This window comes from Methylobacillus pratensis, from assembly GCF_054072455.1.
On the sequence record NZ_JBSUSR010000001.1, the window covers coordinates 48,657 to 71,514 of the forward strand.

A 22,858-nucleotide genomic window follows, 5' to 3' on the forward strand; every position below is an offset into this window, starting at 1 on the left:
ATGCTGAAGACCCGCTTGCTGACGGCAGCCATCCTGATTCCCGCATTCCTGGCAGTGCTGTTCCTGTTGCCGGAGCCTTACTGGTCCCTGTTAATGCTGATCGGCGTCCTGATCGGCCTATGGGAGTGGTCCCACATGGCCGGCTTCAAGCCCGCTGTCCGCTACCTGTATATTGCCGCCTCTGCCATCGCCGGGGTGTTCTTCGCCTTCTGGCAAGGGCCGGCAAACGCCTTCATGCAAGAGTATGCGCTTTACTGGGGTTTGCCCCTGGCGGCGGTTTTCTGGATTGCCATCGTGCCGATCTGGTTATGGCGCCGTACACAGGTAAAGAACCCTTATCTCATGATGCTTGCAGGATGGTGGATCGTGCTGCCTTTATGGCTGGCGCTCGTCAGCTTGCGCGCGATCAGCCCCTGGCTGCTGTTGGCGATCATGCTCGTGGTCTGGATTGCCGATAGTGCCGCCTATTTCGCCGGCAAGCGTTTCGGCAGGCACAAGCTGGCGGTCAGTATCAGCCCGGGCAAGACCTGGGAGGGCGTGCTCGGCGCATTGGTCGCCGTGAGCCTGTACGGATTGGCGCTATGCATGGCTTTTGACTTGAATGCATTGTTGATTGCGGGGTTCTGGCTGTTGACGGTGTTCAGCATTATGGGCGACCTGCTCGAGTCCCTGATCAAGCGCCAGGCAGGCTTCAAGGATAGCGGCAACCTGCTGCCCGGCCATGGCGGCATTCTCGACCGTGTCGATGGCCTGACTTCCAGCCTGCCGCTGGCGGCATTTTTTCTTCATTTGCCTCTTTACTACCACGCGTGGATGCATTCCGCGTCATGATGCCCATGCTACAAAACGTCACCATTCTGGGCGCCACCGGCACTATAGGCCTCAATACCCTGGACGTGATCGCCAGGCATCCTGGACGCTATCGCGTGTTTGCCCTTACGGCCAACTCCCGGGTCGACGAGCTGGCTGAACTCTGTCTGCAATATCAGCCCCGTTATGCCGTCATGCTGGATAGCGCCGCGGCGGAAAAATTGCAGCAAAGGCTGAAAGGCACGGAAACGCAGGTGCTTTCAGGCCTGGAGGCGCTGGAAGAGGTTGCGGCGCATCCCGAGGTGCATGTGGTCATGGCGGCCATTGTCGGCGCTGCGGGGCTCAAGCCTGCCATGGCGGCGGCATATGCCGGCAAACGGATACTCCTGGCCAACAAGGAAACGTTGGTGATGGCGGGCAAGCTGTTCATGCAGGCGGTGGAGGAGGGCGGCGCCACCTTGCTGCCGATCGACAGCGAGCATAACGCGATCTTCCAGGTCATGCCGCCCGCGCGTTTGGCCGCGCTTGAGGACGGCGGCGTCAGGCGTATCCTGCTCACCGCTTCAGGCGGCCCTTTCCGCAAGGCGAGTACTGCCGAGCTGATGGCGGTGACACCCGCGCAAGCACTGAACCATCCCAACTGGGTCATGGGACCCAAGATCACGATCGATTCCGCGACGCTCATGAACAAGGGGCTGGAAGTCATCGAGGCGCACTGGCTGTTCAATGCGCCGGCGGAGAAAATCGAAGTGGTGGTGCACCCGCAGAGCGTGATCCATTCCATGGTGGAATATGTAGACGGCTCAGTGCTGGCGCAACTGGGCAATCCTGACATGCGCACCCCGATTGCCTACGGCCTCGCGTATCCTGAAAGGCTGGAGGCGGGCGTCAATGCCCTGGATTTGTTCAAGATCGGTCGGCTCGACTTCGAGGCACCGGATACTGCACGCTTTCCATGCCTGCGGCTCGCCTTCGACGCCTTGCGTCACGGGGGAACCGCGCCGGCCATCCTCAATGCTGCGAACGAGGTGGCAGTGGACGCCTTCCTCAACGGCAATATCGGTTTCCTGGATATCCCGCGCCTGATCGAGGCCGTGCTGACGGCCATGAGTATCGAGGCCGTCACATCCATCTCCCAATTGGTCGAGGCCGATGCCTTGGCCCGTTCCCATGCCCTGGAATGGAGGCAGTTGGAAGCATGCTGACCTTGCTCGCCTTTCTGGTAACCCTCGGCATCCTCATCGCCGTGCACGAGTACGGCCATTTCCAGGTGGCGCGCTGGTGCAATGTCAAGGTGCTGCGTTTCTCCCTGGGTTTCGGCAGGCCTATTTTCAGGCGGCGCTTTGGCGCGGACAATACCGAGTTCGTGATCTCGGCCTTGCCGCTGGGCGGATACGTCAAGATGCTGGACGAACGCGAACTGCCGGTGCCCGGCAGCGTCAGCGAAGCCGAATTGAAACGGGCGTTCAACCGGCAATCCGTCTGGAAAAGGATTGCGATCGTGTCTGCAGGCCCGGCGGCCAATCTGCTGCTGGCGATTTTCCTCTACTGGGTATTGTTCATGCAGGGCGTGCCGGGCATGCGGCCCGTGCTTGGGGACGTGCCTGCCCAAACGCCTGCCGCTCAAGCGGGGCTGAAGAGCAACGACTTGATCACTGCCGTGGCCGGCGAGCCGGTCGCGAGCTGGACTGACGTGCGCTGGATATTATTGCAGGAGGCGATCAAGTCCCCAGCGGTGACAGTCAAGGTGAGGGACGAGGCGCAGCGCGAGCATGAAGCCGAACTGAAGCTGGATAGCATCGAAAAAGAGGATTTCGAGTCCGACTTCCTGGAAAAGCTGGGGTTGGCACCTTTCCGTCCCGCTATGCCGGCGCGCCTGGGAGACATCATGCCCGACAGCGTGGCGGCCAGGGCCGGCTTGCAGACCGGTGACGAAGTGCTCGCGGTCAATGATAAGCCGATCGCTGAGTGGGAGCAGTTTGTCACCTTGGTGCGCGAGCAGCCTGAGCAGCCGCTGACATTACGGTTGAAGCGCGGTGAGCGGGAGCTGGACGCGGTCGTCATTCCGCAGGCCGTGGATGAAAACGGCACGAAAATAGGCCGGATAGGCGCCGCCTACCAGGTGGACGAAGCGCTGGTTGAAAAGTTGAGCGTGACCGTGAGCTACGGGCCTTTGCAATCTTTTACCCGGGCGGTGGATAAAACCTGGGAAACATCTGTCTTTAGCATCAAGATGCTGGCGCGCATGGTGACCGGCGAGGCCTCGTGGAAAGGCGTGAGCGGCCCGGTGACGATTGCGAGCTATGCCGGCCAGAGCGCCCATATCGGATGGAAGTCGTTCATCGGCTTCCTGGCCTTGATCAGTATCAGCCTCGGGGTGCTTAATCTATTGCCCGTGCCAGTGTTGGACGGGGGGCATTTGCTGTATTATACGATAGAGATTTTCAAGGGCAGCCCGGTCTCTGAAGCCGCCATGGAAGTGGGCCAGCGTATAGGTTTGGCGATATTGGCTTTATTGATGGCAGTCGCTTTTTACAATGACATAACCAGGTTTATAACAGGTTGATCTTAATGAAGTTTGGCATGAAGCTTAAACATATCCCATTACTAATCCTGGCTCTTTATTCCACTTCAGCATTGGCTCAGGATCCTTTCGTGGTCAAGGACATCCGTGTAGAAGGCCTGCAACGGACTGAAGCCGGTACGGTGTTCAACTATTTGCCCGTGCGTGTGGGCGATACCATGACAGAGGAAAAAGCCACGCAGGCGATCAAGTCGCTCTACGGCACCGGCTTCTTCAAGGACGTACGGATCGAGTCCGACAACGGCGTCGTCGTCGTGATGGTGCAGGAGCGCTCGGCCATTGCCCAGCTCGTCTTCAATGGCAACAAATCCTTTCCCACGGACAAGATGAAAGAAGGCCTGAAGCAGATCGGCCTCGCAGAAGGGTTGATTTTCGACCAGTCCATGCTGGATCGCGCGGAGCAGGAAATCAAGCGCCAATACCTATCCCAGGGCAAGTATGGCGCCTCGGTGAAGACCTCGGTGACCCCGCTCGAGCGTAACCGCGTCGCCGTGCGCTTCGACATCGAAGAAGGCGCGGTGTCCAAGATCCGCAATATCAATATCGTCGGCAACAAGGATTACACCAAGGAAGAGCTGCTGGAAAAGCTGACGCTGACCACGCCCAACTGGCTCACCTGGTGGAACAAGAACGACCAGTATTCCCGCCAGAAGCTGACAGCCGACCTGGAAGCGCTGCGTTCGTTCTACATGAACCAGGGCTATCTGGAATTCAATATCGATTCGACCCAGGTATCCATCACGCCGGACAAGCGGGATATCTACATCACGATCAATGTCACCGAGGGCGAGAAGTACACCGTGACCGATGTCAAGCTGGCCGGTGAAATGCTGATTCCCGAAGCCGAGGCGCGCAGCCTGATCTCCGTTTCGTCAGGGGAGGTGTTCAACCGCCAGCGCGTCACGGAATCCAGCAAGGCGATCAATGACCGCCTGGGCAATGAGGGTTATGCCTTTTCCAACGTCAATGCGATTCCCGAAGTCGACAAGGAAAAGCATACCGTCGCATTCACTTTCTACATCGACCCGGGCCGCCGCGTTTATGTGCGCCGCATCAACCTGACCGGCAATACGCGGACCCGGGACGAAGTGTTGCGCCGCGAAATGCGCCAATTGGAGTCTGCCTGGTATGGCGCGGACAAGATCGAGCGCTCCAAGCAGCGTCTCGAGAGATTGCAGTATTTCTCTGACGTCAACGTCGAAACGCCTGCGGTTCCGGGCACTAACGACCAGGTTGACCTCAATATCAACGTGACGGAACGTTCGACCGGTAGCGTCATGTTCGGTGCCGGCCTGTCCAGCTATGAAGGCGTGGTGCTGGGCGTGACCATCAACCAGAACAACTTCCTTGGCACGGGTAACCGCGTGGCTGCGCAGGTCAATACCGGCCGCATCAACACTGTATACTCGTTGACTTACACGGACCCTTACTTCACCCCGGACGGCATCAGCCGCGGCTTCAACGTCTACCACCGCAAGGTCGATACGACTTACCTGCGTACCGGCGACTACAAGACCGCGTCTTACGGTGCAGGCGTGAACTTCGGCATGCCGTTGAATGAGCGGGATTTCGTCAGCGCCGGCTTGACCTTTGATTACACGGACGTTGAGCTGAGCAGCAATAGCCCGCCACAGTTCAGGCGTTATTGCAGCAGTTCCGAAGACGCTAACAGTTGCAGCAACAGCTCCTGGTTTGTTAACCTGGCCTGGACGCACGATACGCGCGATAACATCATGTTCCCGAATAAAGGGGTGTTGCAGCGCATCAGCTCCGAGGTTGCCTTGCCCGGCCTGGATCTCCAGTACTACAAGCTGGAATACAAGCATGCCTGGTACAAGGACATCAGCAAGAGCGTCACTTTGATGCTGAACGGTGAAATCGGCTATGGCAATACCTATGGCGACAAGGACTTCCCGTTCTTCAAGAACTTCTATGCCGGTGGTGTGAACTCGGTACGCGGTTATGAACAAAGCTCGATCGGCCCTCGTATCTATGACACGACCGGTCTGGGCTATCGTGATTTTGCCGCCGGTGGTACAAAACGCTTGCTCGCGAACGCGGAATTGTATTTCCCGATCCCGGGCATGAAGGACAACAATGCCTTGCGCTTGAGCACCTTTATCGATGCAGGCTCGATTGCCGGTGACGGCATTAATGAGTCGGGGAATAATTATTCCACCAGCCTGAGCGATGTGCGCTACTCCACAGGTGTCGGGGTCAGCTGGCTGTCGCCGTTCGGCCCGATCAAGCTGGTGCTGGCCAAGCCACTCAACAAGCAAGATGGCGATCGTACCCAGATGCTGCAATTCCAGATGGGGCAGCAGTTCTAAGCTGGTCTAGAATACTGTATGGTTAATTTGAAATTATTGAAGCAAAAGCTTGTATATCAGGAGAAAGTCAATTGAATAAGTTGTTGAAAAGTCTGTTGGTTGCCACTGCTTTGTCTTTCGCAGCCAGTACCCAGGCCGCCGAATTGAAAATCGGCTATGTGCAGGTTGACAAGATCTTGCAGGAAGCGCCGCAAACTGCCGAGAGCGGCAAGAAGCTGGAAAAGGAGTTCGGCCCGCGTACCAACGAGCTTGACCGCCTGCAAAAACAGATCCGCGATCTGGAGACTGCGCTGGAAAAGGACAGCCTGACCATGTCGGAAGCTGACCGTCGCAACAAGGAACGCGATGCCTCCAACCTCAAGATCGAGTTCCAGCGCAAGCAGCGCGAGCTGCGCGAAGATGTCAACCTGCGCAAGAACGAAGAGCTGGGCGTGCTGCAGGACAGGATCAACAAGGCGGTCACGGCTGTTTCCGAAGCCGAGGGCTATGACCTGGTGGTTTACGGTGGCGTGGCTTATGCCAACAAGAAGATCGACATTACCGACAAGGTATTGAAATCCCTGGGCAAGAAGTAAGCCCAGCCAGTAGCCATTCAATGAGTACGTCGTATTCCCTGCGGGAGATCGTATCCAGACTGGGAGGCGATGTGGTGGGGCAGGATGACATCCTGATCTCTCGCGTTGCTTCCCTTGCCAATGCCCAGGCAGGGCAGATCAGTTTCCTCACCGATTCCAAGTATAGATCCGTGCTTGCCGCCACCAAGGCAAGTGCGGTGATATTGACTCCAGACAACCGTGACCTCACGGCCTTGCCGAGGATACTCACGGACAATCCATACGCCTATTTTGCCAAGGTCTCGGATTTGCTAAATCCTAGGCCGCAATATGTGCCTGGGGTGGATGAAACTGCCGCGATTGCCCCCAGCGCGCAAGTGCCGGCCAGCTGTACCATCATGGCGAAAGCCGTGGTCGGCGCCAATGTGGTGCTGGGCGAGCATGTGGTCATCCATCCAGGCTGCGTTGTCGGCGAGGGCGTGGAAATCGGCGCGCATTCGGTATTGCACGCCAACGTCACGATTTACCACCACTGCGTGATCGGGGAACGCTGCAGTATATTCTCTGGCAGCGTCATTGGCGGGGACGGGTTTGGCTATGCCCCTGAGAATGGCCGTTGGGTGAAGATCCCGCAGGTCGGGCGCGTCGTCATCGAGAACGACGTGGATATCGGCGCCAATACTACCATCGACCGGGGCGCGATCGACGATACCATCATCCATGAAGGATGCAAGATCGACAACCTGGTGCAGATCGGCCATAACTGCCGCATCGGCGCGCATTCCGTGATTGCGGGCTGCGTCGGCATTGCGGGCAGCGCCGTATTGGGAAGGCATTGCCGTATCGGCGGGGCTGCCATGATACTGGGCCACCTTGAAATCGCCGATGGCGTGACCGTGTCGCCTGGGAGTATGATTACACGTTCGTTGACGAAGGCGGACACCTACACGGCATTGATGCCATTCCAGAGCCATGAAGACTGGCTCAGAACTGCTGCAGGTATCAGACGATTGGGAGAGCTTGCTGAGCGGGTCAAGCAATTGGAAAAGCAATTGGCGCCCTTGCAGGCATCTGGTATCCAGAGAGATAAATAATAATTTGATGTTGAGAAACGAGAAAAGCCATGACTGAACAAGCTATTACGAGCATGGATATTCATGAAATACTGAATTACCTGCCACACCGATATCCTTTTGTATTGGTGGATCGTGTGCTTTCGCTGGAACTGAACAAAGAGATCGTGGCCGTGAAGAACGTCACGATCAACGAGCCTTTCTTCCCGGGCCATTTTCCCTACCATCCAGTCATGCCAGGCGTGTTGATCGTGGAAGCGTTGGCCCAGGCTGCCGCCATCCTGTCGTTCAAGACCATGGACACCAAGCCCAACGACAAGTCCGTGTACTACTTTGCGGGCATGGATAATGTCCGTTTCAAGAAGCCGGTGTCGCCTGGCGATCAGCTTGTTCTCAAGGTCAGTATAGACCGCATATTGCGCGGTATCTGGAAATACAAGGGGGAGGCCCTGGTGGATGGCGCTGTCGTCGCTGAAGCGGAAATGATGTGTATCCTGAAAGCGATTGACTAAGCATGGCCGAACCGAGGATACATCCTACCGCGATTATTGATCCCAAGGCCGAGCTCGATTCCAGCGTCGAAGTCGGCGCATTCACCATTATCGGGCCAGGTGTCCGTATCGGCGCCGGCACCCGCGTCGCGAGCCATGTGGTGATCAAGGGGCCTACCACCATCGGCAAGGACAACCAGATATTCCAGTACTCATCCCTGGGCGAGGTGCCGCAAGACAAGAAGTTCAAGGACGAGCCAACCCTGCTGGAAATCGGCGACGGCAATACCATCCGCGAGTTCTGCACCTTCAATCGCGGCACCGTGCAGGACAAGGGCACAACCAAGATCGGCAGCCACAACTGGATCATGGCCTACGTGCATATCGCCCACGACTGCGTGGTCGGCGACCATACCATTTTTGCCAACAATTCTTCGCTGGCGGGACATGTCGACGTGCATGACCATGCTATCCTCGGTGGATTCACCCTGATCCACCAGTTCTGCAAGATCGGCTCCCATGTGATCACCGCGGTGGGCTCAGTCGTATTCAAGGATATTCCGCCTTACGTCACGGCTGCCGGCTATGATGCCAAGCCGCACGGCATCAACTCCGAGGGGCTGAAGCGCCGGGGCTTCTCTGCGGACAATATCCTGCAGATCAAGCGCGCGTACAAGACCTTGTACCGCAACGGCCTGACGCTGGAAGAAGCCAAGCAGCAATTGACGGAGCAAAGCAAGACATCGCCAGAGCTGGATCTCCTGGTTGATTTCCTCAACCAATCAACCCGCGGCATCGTCCGCTAGAAGCAGGGTGTGTCATGCCGACCATTGGTATTGTGGCCGGAGAGGCTTCTGGCGACTTGTTGGGCAGCCATCTGATCCGGGCGCTGAAAAAGCAGCGGCCTGACCTCAAGTTCGTTGGCATTGCCGGCCCCAAGATGATCGCCGAGGGGGCGGAAACCCTGTTCCCGATGGAGCGGCTTTCCGTACGCGGTTACGTCGAGGTGCTGCGCCATTTGCCTGGGCTGCTCAAGATCCGCAAGGAAGTGGCGCAATACTTCCTCGATCATCGTCCTGACGTGTTTATCGGGATTGATGCGCCGGACTTCAATTTCACGCTGGAGCGCAAGCTCAAGCGCCAGGGTATTCCCACCGTGCATTATGTCAGCCCTTCGATCTGGGCGTGGCGGCGCGGCAAGATCAAGAAAATCCAGCAGTCGGTGTCGCACATGCTGGCGCTGTTCCCGTTCGAGCCGGAAATCTACCGTCAGGCCGGGGTCCCCGTCTCGTATGTCGGCCATCCCCTGGCGGACATGCTGCCGCTGGAGCCCGATATCGAGGGCGCGCGCGAAGAGCTCAAGCTGCCGCAGGACAGCCTGGTCATCGCCATGCTGCCGGGCAGCCGCCAGAGCGAGGTGCAGCAACTAGCCGACCTTTACATCAAGACCGCCAAACTCATATTTGCCGAGCGGCCCGATGCGCGCTTCCTGGTGCCGTTGATCACCCGCGAGACGCGCGCCATCTTCGAGCGCGCCTTATATGCAAATGAAGGCTATGACTTGCCGGTCAGCATCATGTTCGGGCATGCGCACCAGGCAATGGAGGCAGCTAATGCCGTGATCGTGGCCTCCGGTACCGCGACCCTGGAAGCCGCCTTGATCAAGCGGCCCATGATCATTACCTACCGCATGCCCAATCTGAGCTGGCAGATATTGAAGCGCATGAAATACCTGCCTTACGTCGGCTTGCCGAACGTATTGGCCGGGCGCTTCATCGTGCCGGAATTGCTGCAGCATGACGCCGTGCCTGAAAAGCTGGCAGCGACCTTGCTGGAGATGCTCAACGACAAATCCCGGATTGCCGACATACAAACGGAGTTTCGCCGCATGCATGAGCTGCTGCGACAAAATACGGAGGAGAAGGCGGCGCAGGCAGTGCTGTCTTTCATCAAATGAGCAATGAACGCGTAATTATCTGTGGCGTGGATGAGGCCGGCCGGGGCCCACTGGCGGGTGCCGTCTATGCCGCAGCCGTGATCCTGGACCCGCAGCGTCCTATCCTAGGACTGGCAGACTCCAAGACGCTCAGCGAGAAAAAGCGCGATACGCTGGCAATCGAGATCAAGCAGCATGCGCTGGCCTGGGCGATTGCCTCGTGCAGCGCCGAAGAGATCGACGAGATCAACATTCTGCAGGCAAGCCTGCTGGCGATGAAGCGCGCGATCGATCAATTGACGGTAATGCCTATGCAGGTACTGGTCGACGGCCTGCATTGCCCCAAGATCACGATACCCGCCCAAGGCATCGTCAAGGGGGACAGCAAGGTGCAGGAGATTGCCGCGGCTTCCATCCTGGCGAAGACGGCGCGCGACTATGAAATGGTGGAAATGCATGCGCGTTATCCGCAGTATGACTTCGCCAAGCATAAGGGCTATCCGACAGCACACCACCTCAGGCTGCTTGCAGAGCATGGCGCCTGCGAGATCCATAGGCGCAGCTACGCGCCGGTCAAGAAAGTGCTGGGTCTGGTCTAGGTAGGTTTCTAATGCCGGGCCTAGGAATTAAGAATTCAGGCCCGGTGTTTCATGCAAGCAGCAGGAACACCGTTGGCTGCTTGTGCAGTTCCGGCAATTCCGACTTTTTCCAATCCTTGATGGGCTTGCTGACGATCAGCTCGGTCGGCAGGCTGATGTTGCGCGCGATGCACAACCTGGTTTCCGCTGCGCAATGGGCGAGCATGTCCTCCAGCAGGTGCTGGTTGCGGTAAGGCGTCTCGATGAAAATCTGCGTTTCCTGCTGTTGCCTCGATTGGCGCTCGATATCCTTGAGCTTCTGAATCCTGGCTTGCTTGTCGCTAGGCAAGTAGCCGAGAAATGCGAAACGCTGCCCGTTCAGTCCCGACCCCATCAGCGCCAGCAGGATGGAGGAGGGGCCGACCAGCGGGGCGACGCGGATGTTCTTTCTGTGGGCCAGTGCCACCAGGCGAGCGCCAGGGTCGGCAATCCCGGGGCAGCCCGCCTCAGACATCAGCCCCACGTCCTGCCCGGCGAGCAACGGCGCCAATAAGGCAGGCAGCTCTGCATCCGTCGTATGCTCGTTAAGTGTCAGCAGTGCCAGCTCCCGGACGGGTTTGGCCGTCTTGACCAGGCCGAGAAAACGCCGTGCGGTTTTCTCGTTCTCGACAATAAAGGTCTCCAGGCTTTGTGCCAGTTGAATGACTTCCTGCGGCAAGGCTTGCTGGATATTGTCCGTGCCCAGCGTCACCGGGAGCATGTATAGCGTGCCAGTGCTCAATGCTTCACCTGTACGCGGTAAGTGAGCGTGGCGCTGCCTTCCGCCGGGATATTGATATTCCAGGTGGCCGTGTTGCTGCTGGTTTTTGTGCTGGGATGGCTTTGTGCCAGCAGGCTCCAGTCGCCGGGAATCGGTTCAACGACCTTGACGCTGACAGCCTGGCTCTTGGCATTCTTGATCACGATTTCGTAAGCGCTCTCGAACTGGCTGTTGCCCTTGGCAGGATTGGGCAGCTTCTTGAAATCCGTCTGTTTCTTGTTGGCGGTGACGTCGAAGGCTTCCCCGAGCTTGAGGCGTACGGTTTCGTTCTTTGCGGTATGGTCGATACTGTCCTCGCCGACAAATTGGGCGTTGCCTTGGCTATCTTTCTTGTATACCCGCATGATGCCCTTGGGAATGGGTTTGCCGAGCTTTGCACTTTCCTTGTTATCGAACTCGACGAAAACTCCCACTTTCAGTTTCTGGCCCAGGTCTCCCTGGCTGGACTGGTAGTAGTAGGGAGAACCTCTCAATACCAGCTCCTTGCGCACAGGCACTGACTGGGCGCTAAGCAAAGCCACCTGTTTGGTCTGGTTTTCGGCGAGGGTGGTGGGGCGTTCGAGCGTATAGAGGTGATATTCGAGCAACGCTTCCTGGGCCATGGCAGGCGCGGCATCCGCCACCATCATCTCGTTCTTGCGCATCAATGCCATTGGCGCAGGCGGCGGGGCGACACGGTTGACGTCGCCAGCGACCAATTGTAGCTTGGCATCCTGGTATGTGGTGCCGCTAGTGTTGGACAATGTGACCCAGCCGGATAGGTCAAGACGGTCTTCTGCCGCATTGAGCTCGGCGACATAGTCGGCCTGCCAGCTCAAGCCATGGGTAAGGTAGCTTAGCTCGACATCCTGCGGACCGGATTGCCTGGTGTTGACCTGGGTCACCAAGGTCGGGCGGTCGCGCAGGTTTTCCGGCACGTCGGGATACACGATGCGGCCGGGAATCCCGGTTTCTATCCGGTTGCCCATCTTGAGCACCGTGCCGTTGTTGGCGGCCAGCACGTAGGCTTGCTCTACGGTTTCAGCGCCCGTGGCGGGGTTGGTGCGGATCACCTGCACCGTCTGGCCGATGTATTTCTCCAGGAGTTTCTCCGGGCTGAGCAGGTCGTAGTCGAAATTCTGCTCCAATGTCTGCAATTGCCCGCTCAAGCTGCGCAACAATGCAGTTTCAGGGCGGATCTGCGCACTGACGTCGCGCAAGGCCAATGCATTGAGGCCCGATTGCAGGTTGACCTTGCGCTGGTCTTTCACCAGGGCGAGGTCGCCGTTGTAAATCGTCACGGCGACGCTTTGCTGGTCATGCAGGGTGCTGCGGATTTCATCGGGAGCTGCAACGGCGTGGAAGGCGGCCATCAGGCTCGCGGCAATCATGGTGCGTTTCAAGATCATGGAATCTCCTCTGGGGGAACTCTGTTTATATGACGTCGACACCCTGGCTGGCCAGCATGTCGATGAGGCGTATCAAAGGCAGGCCAATCAGCGCATTAGGATCGTCGCCCTGCATGGCGGCGATCACGGCGATGCCAAGCCCTTCCGATTTTGCGCTGCCGGCGCATTGATAAGGCTGTTCTTTTCGCAGATAGTTCTCGATCTGCCGGTCGCTCAGGTCGCGGAATTTCACGGTATAGGGCACGACATCGGCCTGCATTTCCTGTGTGGCAGCATTGTAGACGCACAGGGCGCTATGAAAAACCACGCTGCGACCGCGCATCAAGGTCAATTGCCTCACGGCATTGTCATGCGTCACGGGCTTGCCGAGCTGCAGGCCGTCCAGGGTCGCCACTTGGTCGCAGCCGATGACCAATGCATCGGGAAATACTTCGGCCACCTTTCTGGCCTTGGCCTGGGCAAGGCGCAGTGCGGTATGCTCCGGAGCTTCGCCGGGCTGTGGCGTCTCGTCTATATCGGGGGATTGCACGCTGAAGGGCAATTGCAGGCGGGCGAGCAGTTCACGCCGGTAAGGTGAGGAGGAAGCAAGGATCAAGGGCGGCATACAAAGTTGAACGGTCAAAACTTTATTGTGGCACGGCGTTACTGATGAGGCAAAAATAGCAATAAAAAAAGCCGGCCTGGGCCGGCTTTTGGCAGAAAGCTCAACGCTCTCAGTCGGGCTGGATTTCCAGCAGGGCTTCATCCGGCGTGACGCTATCGCCCTTCTTGACGTTAATCGCCACGACAACACCGCTCTTGGAAGCCTGGATTTCGTTTTCCATCTTCATGGCTTCGATCACGAGAACCGCATCCCCGGCATTTACCTTGTCGCCGACGTTGACCTTGACGTCCACAATGGTGCCGGGCATGGCGGTGGTGACGCAGCCGGCATGAGTCGGACGAGGACGCCCGCTGCCGGTAGTGTTGCTTGCCTTCTTTTTCGCTTCGCCGCTGCTTTGGCCGCCGGACACCTCGATTTCATTGAGGGTTTCCACGACGACCTCTTCCGCCACGCCGTCCACCGAAACATAGAATGGGCGCTGCTCTTCGCCATGGTGGCCGCTGCCGGTCAGCTTGATATGGAAAGTCTCGCCATGCAATGTGACATTGAACTCGGTAGGCGCGAAGCGAGAATGGGATTCGCTGGAGGTGACGGCTTCTTTGTCCAGCAGTGGCTCGGGCTTGAGCGTGCCCGCATTGCGCTCTTGCAGGAAGGTTTTGGCCAGGTCAGGGAACATGGCGTAGGTGAGCACGTCCTCCTCGCTCTTGGCCAGGCCTTCCACCTCATTGCGCAGCTTTTCCATTTCCGCGGTCAGGAGGTCGGCAGGGCGGCACTCGATGACTTGCGCATTGCCGACGGCCAGGCTGCGGACGTCCGGGTTGACTGTGGAAGGCGCCTTGCCGTAATGGCCCAACAGGTAGTTCTTCACTTCGTTGGTCACGGACTTGTAGCGCGCGCCCGTCATGACGTTCAGCACCGCCTGGGTGCCGACGATCTGGGAAGTGGGAGTGACCAGCGGAGGGTAGCCGAGGTCTTCGCGTACGCGCGGGATTTCGTCCAGCACTGCGTCCATGCGATCCAGTGCACCTTGCTCTTTCAACTGGTTGGACAGGTTGGAAATCATGCCGCCCGGCACCTGGTTGACCAGCACGCGGGTATCCACGCCGGTGAATTCGCTTTCGAACTGCCAGTACTTCTTGCGCACTTCGCGGAAGTAGGCCGAGATTTCCTGCAACAGGCCGATATCAAGGCCAGTGTCGTATTCAGTGCCCTTGAGCGCCGCAACGATGCTTTCGGTAGTAGGCAGGCTGGCGCCTTCGGCAAATGAGGAAATGCAGCCATCGACGATGGCAACGCCGTTGTCTACCGCACGCTGGATCGACATGCTGGCCAGGCCGGAAGTGGCATGGGCATGCAAGTGGATAGGCAGGCTGACCGCCTCGCGCAAGGCCTTGACGAGATCCCCCGTTACCTGCGGCGTGAGCAGGCTGGCCATGTCCTTGATGGCGATGGTGTCGCAACCGAAGCTTTCCAGTTCCTTCGCCAGATTGACGAAGTAGGGGATGTCATGCACGGGGCTGGTAGTGTAGCTGATGGTGCCTTCCGCATGCTTGCCTACCGCCTTGACCGATTCGATGGATACCTTGAGGTTGCGCAGGTCGTTCATGGCGTCGAAGATACGGAACACATCGATACCGTTGTCGGCAGACTTTTGCACGAAGGCGCGAACGACATCGTCCGAGTAGTGGCGGTACCCCAGCAGGTTCTGGCCGCGCAGCAGCATCTGGATGCGGGTGTTGGGCAATGACTTGCGCAATTTCTTCAGGCGCTCCCAGGGGTCTTCGCGCAGGTAGCGCACACAGGCGTCGAACGTGGCGCCGCCCCAGGCTTCCAGCGACCAATAGCCGACTGCATCGAGTTTGGAACAGATGGGCAGCATGTCGTCTGTACGCATGCGGGTCGCGATCAGCGACTGGTGACCATCACGTAGAACTACATCGGTTACATGTACTTTTGCCATAATCTTTTCTACCACTTCAAGGTGTTAATTTTAAGCCTCAGATACCCTCGTGGGCAGCTATGGCGGCTGAAATCGCCGCAGCAATCAGTTCGCGCGGGAACTGGGTTGCATAGTTGGCAAGCTCGGGATGGGACTCGACAAAGCTGGTGTTGAACTGGGCATTGCGGAAGTCCTGGTGCTTGAGGATTTCCTGATAATAAGGAATCGTCGTCTTGACGCCATACACCACCGTGTCATTGAGGGCGCGGCGGCCGCGCTCCACCACGCTTTCCCAATTCAGCGCCCAAACGGTGAGCTTGGCGCACATGGAATCGTAGTAGGGCGGAATCACGTAACCGCTGTACATGGCGGCATCCATGCGGATACCTGGGCCGCCGGGGGCGTAGTAGCGGGTGATCTTGCCGAAGCTGGGCAGGAAGTCGTTCTTGGGGTCTTCCGCGTTGATGCGGAATTCCATGGCAAAGCCGCGGTACTGCACTTCCGACTGCTTGTACTGCAGGCGCTGGCCGTCGGCAACGCGGATCTGCTCCTGCACGATATCGATGCCGGTGATCTGCTCGGTCACGGTATGCTCCACCTGCAAGCGGGTGTTCATTTCCATGAAATAGAAGTTATTGTCGGAATCAAGGAGGAACTCGACCGTACCCGCGTTCTTGTAGCCTACGGCCTTGGCCGCCTTAACGGCCAGGTTGCCGATATACTCGCGCTGCGCCTTACTCAATTGCGGAGAAGGCGCAATCTCGATCAGCTTCTGGTTACGGCGCTGGATCGAACAGTCGCGTTCGAACAGGTGGATGACGTTGCCGTGGCTATCCGCCAGTACTTGCACTTCAATATGACGCGGATTGACCACGCACTTTTCAAGAAATACCTCAGGCTTGCCGAATGCCTTGCTGGCCTCGGAAATCACGCGGTCGTAATTGCCGAGCAGCTCCTTTTCGTCGTTACAGCGGCGAATACCCCGGCCACCACCACCGTTGGTGGCTTTCAGCATGACAGGGTAACCTATCTTGCCCGCCAGTTTGCGGGCTTCTTCCAGGTTCTCGAGGTTGCCGTCGCTGCCTGGTACGCAGGGGATGCCGGCCTTGATCATGGCGGTACGCGCCTGGATCTTGTCCCCCATCTGGCGAATCACCTTGGAGTCTGGCCCGATGAACTTGATACCGCGGCGCGCGCAGATTTCGGCGAGCTCGGGGTTCTCGGAAAGGAAGCCATAGCCAGGGTGCAATGCATCGCACCCCGACGCAACGGCAAGATTGACGATATTATGTGCATTCAGGTAGCCCAGCACCGGATCGGATCCAATGTTGTAGGCCTCGTCCGCCTTTTTGACGTGCAATGCGTGGCGGTCAGCGTCAGAATATATAGCAACAGACTTGATGCCCATTTCGGAGCAGGCGCGCACGATACGCACGGCAATTTCGCCACGATTGGCAATTAGAATTTTTTTGATCACGTAGTAAACCTAAACCTGAAAAATAGTGCTGATTTTTGACAGGGAAACCCGCAAATTATATCATGCGCGGCTTATGACTGCACAAGCAATCCACATGCCTGTTATCAACAGTCTCGACTTCTCGAGAAAAGCGCAAGAGTTTCATGATATAATCCCGCTCTTGCGATTTTCTCGCTTGGGTGAGTATCTGGCCGATACCGATGGTTCGCTGGAAATCACCTTGAATGGTAGGGCGGACAAGTCGGGCAAACCCACGCTTCATTTAGAAGTGCACGGTGCGCTCAAGCTGACTTGTCAGCGTTGCCTGGATTCATTTGAATACCCGCTGGATGTGGCTGCAGATTTTGTGATCGTCACCAGTGAAGATGCGATTCCATCGCCAGATTCAGATGAATATGACGATGAGGTGGATTACTTGGTGGCGGAAACGCAAATGCCGGTGATAGACCTGGTAGAAGACGAGATATTGCTGACTTTGCCGTTGGCACCCAAGCATGCTGAAGAGGCGTGCGGCGGCGCGGGCAAGGTCGAGTTGGAAAAACCAAGTCCTTTTGCTGTGTTAAAAGGTTTTAAAGCTGGCAAAAGCCAAAACGATTAGTTTAATTAGGAGCAAATTATGGCCGTTCAACAAAATAAAAAGTCACCATCCAAGCGTGGCATGCACCGTTCCCACGATTTCCTGACCAACCCGCCGCTGGCAGTTGAGCCAACCACTGGCGAAACCCATCTGCGTCATCACGTCAGCCCTAACGGCTACTACCGTGGCCGCAAGGTATTGCCAGCCAAGGGTGAGTAATCTCCCTGGATTTGCAGGTATATGCGCCAGCCTTTACGGCTGGCGCTTTTGTATTTAACCTCCGATTGTGAGCATGGATATAACTGTTGCTATCGACGCGATGGGAGGCGATCATGGCCCTCATGTCACCATTCCCGCCGCGCTCAACGCTATCAAGCAGGATAGCCAATTAAACATCATTCTTGTCGGTCTGAAGGATGTGATCGAGGCCGAGCTTTCTGCCAACAAGGCAGCGGCAGGCCCGCGCCTCAGAATTCACCATGCCACTGAAGTGGTGGCGATGGACGAATCTCCCCAGAGCGCGCTCAAGAACAAAAAAGATTCATCCATGCGCGTGGCCATCAACCTCGTCAAGAGCGGCGAGGCCAATGCCTGCGTCAGCGCCGGCAATACCGGAGCCCTGATGGCGACGGCGCGTTTTGTCCTCAAGACACTGCCGGGCATAGACAGGCCTGCGATCGCAGGCATACTGCCAACCCAAAAAGGCCGGGTTTACATGCTGGACCTCGGCGCCAATGCCGACTGCACTCCCGAGCATTTGCTGCAATTCGCCATCATGGGCGCCATGCTGGTGTCCTGCGTCGAGCACAAGGAGCGGCCTACCGTGGGCCTGCTCAATATTGGCTCCGAGGACATCAAGGGCAACGAGGTGGTGAAGCAGGCGAGCGAACTTCTGCGCGCGAGCCATCTCAATTTCTATGGCAATATCGAGGGAAACGACATCTACAAGGGCACGACCGATGTCGTGGTCTGCGACGGCTTCGTCGGTAATGTCGCCCTCAAGACCTCGGAAGGCCTGGCCCAGATGGTCAATCGGTTTTTGACGCAGGAATTCAAGCGCAATTGGCTGACGAAGCTGACGGCATTGATCGCCATGCCTGTGCTCAAGGCCTTCAAGCGAAGACTGGATCATCGCCGCTATAACGGCGCCACCTTCCTGGGCTTGCGCGGCGTCGTGGTGAAGAGCCACGGCGGCGCGGACAGCCTGGCGTTCCAATATGCGATCCAGGCGGCGGCGGAAGAGTCGCGCAACGGCGTCCTGAACCGTATCACCGAGCAACTCGAAATCGAGCACCTCAAGCCGCAGCCCGCTGCGCCGGGTGCCGAGAATATATAAAGAGGGCATATGACCATCTATTCGCGCATCTTGGGAACCGGCAGCTATTTGCCGGAGAAGATTCTGACCAATGCTGATCTTGAGCGCATGGTCGATACAACGGATGAGTGGATCTATACCCGTACCGGCATCCGCCAGCGCCATATTGCCGCCGAGGGCGAATTCACCAGCGACCTGTCCTTCCATGCCGCGCAGCGCGCACTGGAGGCGGCGGGCGTCACCGCGGATGCCGTGGATTTGATCATCGTCGCCACCACGACGCCCGACCGCGTGTTTCCGAGCACGGCTTGCCTGCTGCAGCACAAGCTGGGCAATACAGGCGCGCCTGCGTTCGATGTGCAGGCGGTATGCAGCGGCTTTATCTATGCGATTGCCACTGCCGATAATTTCATCCGTAGCGGCGCGGCGCGCACCGCGCTCGTGGTGGGCGCCGAGACCATGTCGCGCATCACCGACTGGACCGACCGCAGCAACTGTATCCTCTGGGGGGACGGCGCCGGCGCGGTGGTGCTGGGTGCCAGCGACCAGCAGGGCATCATCTCCACCCATCTGCACGCCGACGGCAGCTACACAAAACTGCTCAATGTGCCGACTGGCGTTTCCAACCGCGGCGAGGAAAAGACCATCCATATGGAAGGCAACGCCGTGTTCAAGATCGCGGTGAATACATTGGACGCTATCGTCGATGAAACGCTGGAGGCCAACGGCATGCAGAAATCGGACATCGATTGGCTGGTGCCGCACCAGGCCAATATCCGCATCCTGCAGTCGACCGCGCGTAAGCTGGGTATGGACATGGACCGGGTGGTGGTCACCGTGGACAAGCACGGCAACACTTCCGCCGCATCCGTACCGCTAGCCCTGGATCTCGCCGTGCGCGACGGGCGCATCAAGCGTGGCGAAACCGTGCTGATGGAAGCATTCGGCGGCGGCTTTACCTGGGGCTCCGTGCTCCTCAAGTATTAATTCATTCAAACGATTCCTTACGACCTAAAAAAAGGCCGCATTCATGAATTTCGCATTTTTCTTTCCCGGGCAAGGCTCGCAATCCGTCGGCATGATGCAGGGTTTTGGCGACCTTGCCGTGATCAAGGACACATTCGTCGAGGCATCCGATACGCTTGGCGTTGATTTCTGGCGCATGGCGACCGAGCCCAACGATGCGCTCAACCAGACCACCAATACCCAGCCGTTGATGCTGGCCGCCGGCGTTGCGACATGGTGCGCGTGGCAATCCCAGGGCGGGCCACTGCCTACCGTGTTGGCTGGCCATAGCCTGGGCGAATACACCGCGCTGGTTGCGGCCGGCATCGTGTCCTACGAAGCGGCATTGCCTCTGGTGCGTTTCCGTGCCGACGTCATGCAGCGTGCTGTGGCCGAAGGCGTCGGCGCCATGGCGGCCGTGCTCGGGCTGGACGACGATGCCGTCCGTGCGGCCTGTGCCGAGGCGGCGCAAGGAGAGGTGCTGGAAGCAGTCAATTTGAACTCCCCTGGCCAAGTCGTGATCGCCGGGCACAAGGCTGCGGTTGAGCGCGGTATCGAGGCCGCCAAGGCGAAGGGCGCCAAGCGCGCCTTGCTGCTGCCGGTCAGCGTGCCGTCCCATTGCGCCCTGATGAAGCCTGCGGCGGATGAGCTGGCCGAGTATCTCAAGGATGTGGGGTTCGCATCCGCCCAAATCCCAGTGCTGCATAATGCAGACGTGGCTTCATATGAAGATGCGGCCAAGGTCAAGGATGCCTTGGTGCGCCAGCTTTACAGCCCTGTGCGCTGGGTGGAGACCGTACAGGCGGTACATGCCTCCGGCGTGACTGCCAGCACGGAGTGCGGTCCTGGCAAGGTATTGGCCGGGCTGGTCAAGCGCACGGTGGCCGAGCTGCCATGCATCGCATTGGTCAACCAGGAAGCGCTGGCGGAAGCCCTGGCGCAATTCAATCAATAATCATCGAGGAGGAGGGCAATCATGCTGGAAGGGCAAATTGCACTTGTTACAGGCGCCAGCCGCGGTATTGGCGCCGCCATTGCGCAGGAGCTGGCAAAGCAGGGCGCCAAGGTAGTCGGCACTGCGACCAGTGAGTCCGGCGCTGCCAATATTACGCAGGCGTTGAGCGCACACGGCGGCATTGGCCTGGCGTTGGATGTCAATGACGCCGGACAGGTCGAGACCGTATTGAAGAACATTGCCGGCCAGTTTGGCGATGTCAGCATCCTAGTGAACAATGCAGGTATCACGCGCGACACCCTATTGATGCGCATGAAGGACGAAGACTGGGACGCCGTGATCGCGACCAACCTGACTTCCGTCTACCGGATGTCGCAGGCGGTGCTGCGCCCGATGATGAAGGCGAGGAGCGGCCGTATCATCAATATTTCTTCCGTGGTGGGCCATATGGGCAATCCCGGCCAGGCCAACTATGCGGCGGCCAAGGCCGGCATGGCGGGCTTCACGCGCTCGCTGGCGGCAGAGGTCGGCAGCCGGGGCATTACCGTGAACTGCGTGGCGCCAGGTTTTATCGATACCGACATGACGCGCGAACTGCCAGACAATGTACGCGAAGAACTCTTGAAGCGCGTGCCGGCCGGTCGTTTTGGCGACGTGGCCGATATTGCTGCTGCAGTCGGCTTCCTGGCGTCTCGGGCTGCGGGTTATATCACCGGCGAAACCCTGCATGTGAATGGCGGCATGTACATGGCGTAATGCCCTGTATGGCGGCCTATACCACTTAGTCATTCTGTTTTTGAATTCCTCGGGACTTTTGATAGAATAGCCCGAGCTTTTTTAAGCGACTTAAACTTGAAAGGAATAATTTAGATGTCTGACATCGAACAACGCGTTAAAAAGATCGTTTCCGAACAACTGGGTGCAAACGAGGCTGACGTTAAGAACGAATCCTCCTTTGTTGACGATCTGGGTGCTGATTCTCTCGACACCGTGGAATTGGTGATGGCGCTGGAAGAAGAATTCGACTGCGAAATTCCTGACGAAGAAGCCGAAAAGATCACGACAGTTCAGCAAGCGATTGACTACGTCAACGCAAACCTGAAGTAAGCTTTTTTCCCAATTTCCGTTTTTACTTGGAGTTGCCTTGTCCAAGCGTAGGGTAGTTGTAACTGGCCTAGGCGTTGTGTCACCAGTCGGTATCGGTGTACAAACATCCTGGGCCAATCTTGTGGCCGGTCAATCCGGTATCACCAATATCACCAAGTTCGATGCCACTCCTTTCGCCTCGCAAGTTGCGGGCGAAGTGAAGGACTTCGACGTCTCGCAATACCTCCCTGCCAAGGAAGCCCGTCGTATGGATACTTTCATCCAATACGGCATGGCGGCTGCGATCGAGGCGGTGAAGGATGCGGGTATCGAAGTGACTGAGGAAAATGCCGAACGCATTGGGGTCTCCATCGGCTCCGGCATCGGTGGCCTGCAATTGATCGAGGATACGGACAAGATTTATCATGAGTCCGGTCCGCGCAAGATCAATCCTTTCTTCATTCCCGGCACCATCATCAACATGATTTCGGGCAACCTCTCCATCATGTATGGATTCAAGGGGCCGAACGTCGCTATCGTGACGGCTTGTACTACAGGCACGCACTCGATTGGCGACGCAGCCCGCATGATTGAATATGGTGATGCCGACATCATGGTGGCCGGTGGTGCCGAGGCGCCGATTACCGAGCTTGGCGTGGGCGGCTTTGCTGCCGCGCGTGCCTTGTCAACCCGTAACGATGATCCCGCCACGGCAAGCCGTCCCTGGGACGTCGACCGCGATGGTTTCGTGATTGGCGAAGGGGCTGGCGTTCTCGTGCTGGAGGAGTATGAGTCGGCCAAGAAGCGTGGCGCCAAGATCTATGCGGAGCTGGTAGGGTACGGCATGAGCGCCGATGCTTACCATATGACGGCTCCGAGCATGGATGGTCCTCGCCGCTCCGTGGTCAATGCATTGAAGAATGCGGGCCTCAATCCCGACCAGATCCAGTTCGTGAACGCGCACGGCACCTCCACGCCGCTGGGCGACACGAATGAAACCAACGCGATCAAGGCTGCATTTGGCGACCACGCCAAGAACCTGGTGGTGAATTCCACCAAGTCGATGACGGGTCACTTGCTGGGCGGTGCGGGCGGATTGGAGTCGGTCTTCACCGTGCTCTCCATCTATCACCAGGTATCGCCGCCGACCATCAATATCTTCAACCAGGACCCTGAATGCGACCTGGATTACTGTGCCAATGAAGCCAGGGATTTGAAGATTGACGCGGCAGTGAAAAACAACTTCGGTTTTGGCGGTACGAACGGTAGCCTGGTTTTCCGCAAGATTTAATTCACGCTGTAAACGAAGTAACCTCCATAAAGGCCCGTGTGCTCC

At 57.8% G+C, this 22,858-nt stretch carries 23 protein-coding genes; 18 read left to right on the plus strand and 5 right to left on the minus strand.

What is annotated here, in order from left to right; all coding sequences use genetic code 11:
* The 10 genes from ACW4YW_RS00225 (at window position 1) to rnhB (ending at window position 10,377) form a co-directional block, all read left to right on the plus strand.
* A complete protein-coding gene (locus ACW4YW_RS00225; protein ID WP_457135709.1) occupies window positions 1–831 on the plus strand; it encodes a phosphatidate cytidylyltransferase in 831 nt (276 codons plus the stop codon).
* Complete coding sequence (ispC, locus tag ACW4YW_RS00230; protein WP_457136480.1) at window positions 831–2,015, plus strand: 1-deoxy-D-xylulose-5-phosphate reductoisomerase; 1,185 nt, start codon at window positions 831–833, stop codon at window positions 2,013–2,015. The genes ACW4YW_RS00225 and ispC overlap by 1 nt, the downstream gene beginning before the upstream one ends.
* Complete coding sequence (gene rseP, locus ACW4YW_RS00235) at window positions 2,009–3,376, plus strand: RIP metalloprotease RseP (RefSeq protein ID WP_457135710.1); 1,368 nt, start codon at window positions 2,009–2,011, stop codon at window positions 3,374–3,376. The genes ispC and rseP overlap by 7 nt, the downstream gene beginning before the upstream one ends.
* Before the next feature lie 17 nt (window positions 3,377–3,393).
* Entirely contained in the window at window positions 3,394–5,724 is a 2,331-nt protein-coding gene (bamA, locus tag ACW4YW_RS00240; RefSeq protein WP_457135711.1) for an outer membrane protein assembly factor BamA, read from the plus strand.
* A 71-nt stretch (window positions 5,725–5,795) separates the two neighbouring features.
* The gene (locus ACW4YW_RS00245) at window positions 5,796–6,299 is read left to right on the plus strand and encodes an OmpH family outer membrane protein (protein WP_309565338.1); all 504 of its coding nucleotides are present in this window, start codon (window positions 5,796–5,798) and stop codon (window positions 6,297–6,299) included.
* Window positions 6,300–6,319: 20 nt separating this feature from the next.
* Window positions 6,320–7,372 carry a UDP-3-O-(3-hydroxymyristoyl)glucosamine N-acyltransferase gene (gene lpxD / locus ACW4YW_RS00250; protein ID WP_457135712.1) on the plus strand — a complete coding sequence of 351 codons (1,053 nt, stop codon included), beginning with the start codon at window positions 6,320–6,322 and terminating at the stop codon, window positions 7,370–7,372.
* 29 nt (window positions 7,373–7,401) lie between these two features.
* Window positions 7,402–7,863 carry a 3-hydroxyacyl-ACP dehydratase FabZ gene (fabZ, locus tag ACW4YW_RS00255; RefSeq protein ID WP_407996658.1) on the plus strand — a complete coding sequence of 154 codons (462 nt, stop codon included), beginning with the start codon at window positions 7,402–7,404 and terminating at the stop codon, window positions 7,861–7,863.
* A gap of 2 nt (window positions 7,864–7,865) precedes the next feature.
* Window positions 7,866–8,648, plus strand: coding sequence for an acyl-ACP--UDP-N-acetylglucosamine O-acyltransferase (gene lpxA, locus ACW4YW_RS00260; protein ID WP_457135713.1), 783 nt, complete (start codon window positions 7,866–7,868; stop codon window positions 8,646–8,648).
* Between the two features lie 14 nt (window positions 8,649–8,662).
* The gene (gene lpxB / locus ACW4YW_RS00265) at window positions 8,663–9,799 is read left to right on the plus strand and encodes a lipid-A-disaccharide synthase (RefSeq protein ID WP_457135714.1); all 1,137 of its coding nucleotides are present in this window, start codon (window positions 8,663–8,665) and stop codon (window positions 9,797–9,799) included.
* The gene (gene rnhB / locus ACW4YW_RS00270) at window positions 9,796–10,377 is read left to right on the plus strand and encodes a ribonuclease HII (RefSeq protein WP_309565333.1); all 582 of its coding nucleotides are present in this window, start codon (window positions 9,796–9,798) and stop codon (window positions 10,375–10,377) included. The genes lpxB and rnhB overlap by 4 nt, the downstream gene beginning before the upstream one ends.
* A 49-nt stretch (window positions 10,378–10,426) precedes the next feature.
* Here the strand turns inward: rnhB and ACW4YW_RS00275 are convergent, their stop codons facing one another.
* From ACW4YW_RS00275 to ACW4YW_RS00295, 5 genes are all read right to left on the minus strand, one after another.
* Entirely contained in the window at window positions 10,427–11,137 is a 711-nt protein-coding gene (locus tag ACW4YW_RS00275; protein ID WP_457135715.1) for an SAM-dependent methyltransferase, read from the minus strand.
* Window positions 11,134–12,564 (minus strand): DUF4139 domain-containing protein, encoded by a 1,431-nt coding sequence (locus tag ACW4YW_RS00280; protein WP_457135716.1) that lies wholly within the window; start codon window positions 12,562–12,564, stop codon window positions 11,134–11,136. The genes ACW4YW_RS00275 and ACW4YW_RS00280 overlap by 4 nt, the downstream gene beginning before the upstream one ends.
* 25 nt (window positions 12,565–12,589) lie before the next feature.
* Window positions 12,590–13,168 carry a Maf family protein gene (locus ACW4YW_RS00285; RefSeq protein WP_457135717.1) on the minus strand — a complete coding sequence of 193 codons (579 nt, stop codon included), beginning with the start codon at window positions 13,166–13,168 and terminating at the stop codon, window positions 12,590–12,592.
* Window positions 13,169–13,277: 109 nt separating this feature from the next.
* On the minus strand, window positions 13,278–15,128 hold the full coding sequence (gene oadA / locus ACW4YW_RS00290; RefSeq protein WP_457135718.1) for a sodium-extruding oxaloacetate decarboxylase subunit alpha: 1,851 nt from the start codon (window positions 15,126–15,128) through the stop codon (window positions 13,278–13,280).
* A gap of 37 nt (window positions 15,129–15,165) precedes the next feature.
* Complete coding sequence (locus tag ACW4YW_RS00295) at window positions 15,166–16,584, minus strand: acetyl-CoA carboxylase biotin carboxylase subunit (protein ID WP_457135719.1); 1,419 nt, start codon at window positions 16,582–16,584, stop codon at window positions 15,166–15,168.
* Between the two features lie 94 nt (window positions 16,585–16,678).
* Between ACW4YW_RS00295 and ACW4YW_RS00300 the strand changes: the two genes are divergently transcribed.
* The 8 genes from ACW4YW_RS00300 to fabF all read left to right on the plus strand — a co-directional run bounded on the left by ACW4YW_RS00300 (window position 16,679) and on the right by fabF (window position 22,813).
* Window positions 16,679–17,182 (plus strand): YceD family protein, encoded by a 504-nt coding sequence (locus tag ACW4YW_RS00300; protein WP_457135720.1) that lies wholly within the window; start codon window positions 16,679–16,681, stop codon window positions 17,180–17,182.
* An 18-nt stretch (window positions 17,183–17,200) separates the two neighbouring features.
* Window positions 17,201–17,380, plus strand: coding sequence for a 50S ribosomal protein L32 (rpmF, locus tag ACW4YW_RS00305; protein ID WP_230341835.1), 180 nt, complete (start codon window positions 17,201–17,203; stop codon window positions 17,378–17,380).
* A gap of 73 nt (window positions 17,381–17,453) precedes the next feature.
* A complete protein-coding gene (gene plsX, locus ACW4YW_RS00310) occupies window positions 17,454–18,497 on the plus strand; it encodes a phosphate acyltransferase PlsX (RefSeq protein WP_457135721.1) in 1,044 nt (347 codons plus the stop codon).
* Window positions 18,498–18,506: 9 nt separating this feature from the next.
* Entirely contained in the window at window positions 18,507–19,463 is a 957-nt protein-coding gene (locus ACW4YW_RS00315) for a beta-ketoacyl-ACP synthase III (protein WP_457135722.1), read from the plus strand.
* 43 nt (window positions 19,464–19,506) lie between these two features.
* A complete protein-coding gene (gene fabD / locus ACW4YW_RS00320) occupies window positions 19,507–20,436 on the plus strand; it encodes an ACP S-malonyltransferase (RefSeq protein WP_457135723.1) in 930 nt (309 codons plus the stop codon).
* Between the two features lie 21 nt (window positions 20,437–20,457).
* Window positions 20,458–21,192 carry a 3-oxoacyl-ACP reductase FabG gene (fabG, locus tag ACW4YW_RS00325; RefSeq protein ID WP_457135724.1) on the plus strand — a complete coding sequence of 245 codons (735 nt, stop codon included), beginning with the start codon at window positions 20,458–20,460 and terminating at the stop codon, window positions 21,190–21,192.
* A gap of 114 nt (window positions 21,193–21,306) precedes the next feature.
* Window positions 21,307–21,543: an acyl carrier protein gene (gene acpP / locus ACW4YW_RS00330; protein ID WP_011479726.1), complete on the plus strand. Its 237-nt coding sequence runs from the start codon at window positions 21,307–21,309 to the stop codon at window positions 21,541–21,543.
* 37 nt (window positions 21,544–21,580) lie between these two features.
* Window positions 21,581–22,813, plus strand: a complete 1,233-nt coding sequence (fabF, locus tag ACW4YW_RS00335) for a beta-ketoacyl-ACP synthase II (protein ID WP_457135725.1) — start codon at window positions 21,581–21,583, stop codon at window positions 22,811–22,813.
* The last annotated feature ends 45 nt before the right edge of the window (window positions 22,814–22,858 follow it).

Excerpts from the sequence above, each read along its gene's own strand:
- rseP (WP_457135710.1), top strand. The coding sequence starts at position 2,009 with ATGCTGACCTTGCTCGCCTTTCTGGTAACCCTCGGCATCCTCATCGCC.
- lpxA (WP_457135713.1), top strand. The coding sequence starts at position 7,866 with ATGGCCGAACCGAGGATACATCCTACCGCGATTATTGATCCCAAGGCC.
- oadA (WP_457135718.1), bottom strand. The coding sequence starts at position 15,128 with ATGGCAAAAGTACATGTAACCGATGTAGTTCTACGTGATGGTCACCAG.
- ACW4YW_RS00315 (WP_457135722.1), top strand. The coding sequence starts at position 18,507 with ATGACCATCTATTCGCGCATCTTGGGAACCGGCAGCTATTTGCCGGAG.
- plsX (WP_457135721.1), top strand. The coding sequence starts at position 17,454 with ATGGATATAACTGTTGCTATCGACGCGATGGGAGGCGATCATGGCCCT.
- ispC (WP_457136480.1), top strand. The coding sequence starts at position 831 with ATGCCCATGCTACAAAACGTCACCATTCTGGGCGCCACCGGCACTATA.
- fabZ (WP_407996658.1), top strand. The coding sequence starts at position 7,402 with ATGACTGAACAAGCTATTACGAGCATGGATATTCATGAAATACTGAAT.
- fabD (WP_457135723.1), top strand. The coding sequence starts at position 19,507 with ATGAATTTCGCATTTTTCTTTCCCGGGCAAGGCTCGCAATCCGTCGGC.
- acpP (WP_011479726.1), top strand. The coding sequence starts at position 21,307 with ATGTCTGACATCGAACAACGCGTTAAAAAGATCGTTTCCGAACAACTG.
- bamA (WP_457135711.1), top strand. The coding sequence starts at position 3,394 with ATGAAGCTTAAACATATCCCATTACTAATCCTGGCTCTTTATTCCACT.
- ACW4YW_RS00225 (WP_457135709.1), top strand. The coding sequence starts at position 1 with ATGCTGAAGACCCGCTTGCTGACGGCAGCCATCCTGATTCCCGCATTC.
- fabG (WP_457135724.1), top strand. The coding sequence starts at position 20,458 with ATGCTGGAAGGGCAAATTGCACTTGTTACAGGCGCCAGCCGCGGTATT.
- rnhB (WP_309565333.1), top strand. The coding sequence starts at position 9,796 with ATGAGCAATGAACGCGTAATTATCTGTGGCGTGGATGAGGCCGGCCGG.
- ACW4YW_RS00285 (WP_457135717.1), bottom strand. The coding sequence starts at position 13,168 with ATGCCGCCCTTGATCCTTGCTTCCTCCTCACCTTACCGGCGTGAACTG.
- ACW4YW_RS00280 (WP_457135716.1), bottom strand. The coding sequence starts at position 12,564 with ATGATCTTGAAACGCACCATGATTGCCGCGAGCCTGATGGCCGCCTTC.
- lpxD (WP_457135712.1), top strand. The coding sequence starts at position 6,320 with ATGAGTACGTCGTATTCCCTGCGGGAGATCGTATCCAGACTGGGAGGC.
- lpxB (WP_457135714.1), top strand. The coding sequence starts at position 8,663 with ATGCCGACCATTGGTATTGTGGCCGGAGAGGCTTCTGGCGACTTGTTG.
- rpmF (WP_230341835.1), top strand. The coding sequence starts at position 17,201 with ATGGCCGTTCAACAAAATAAAAAGTCACCATCCAAGCGTGGCATGCAC.
- ACW4YW_RS00300 (WP_457135720.1), top strand. The coding sequence starts at position 16,679 with ATGCCTGTTATCAACAGTCTCGACTTCTCGAGAAAAGCGCAAGAGTTT.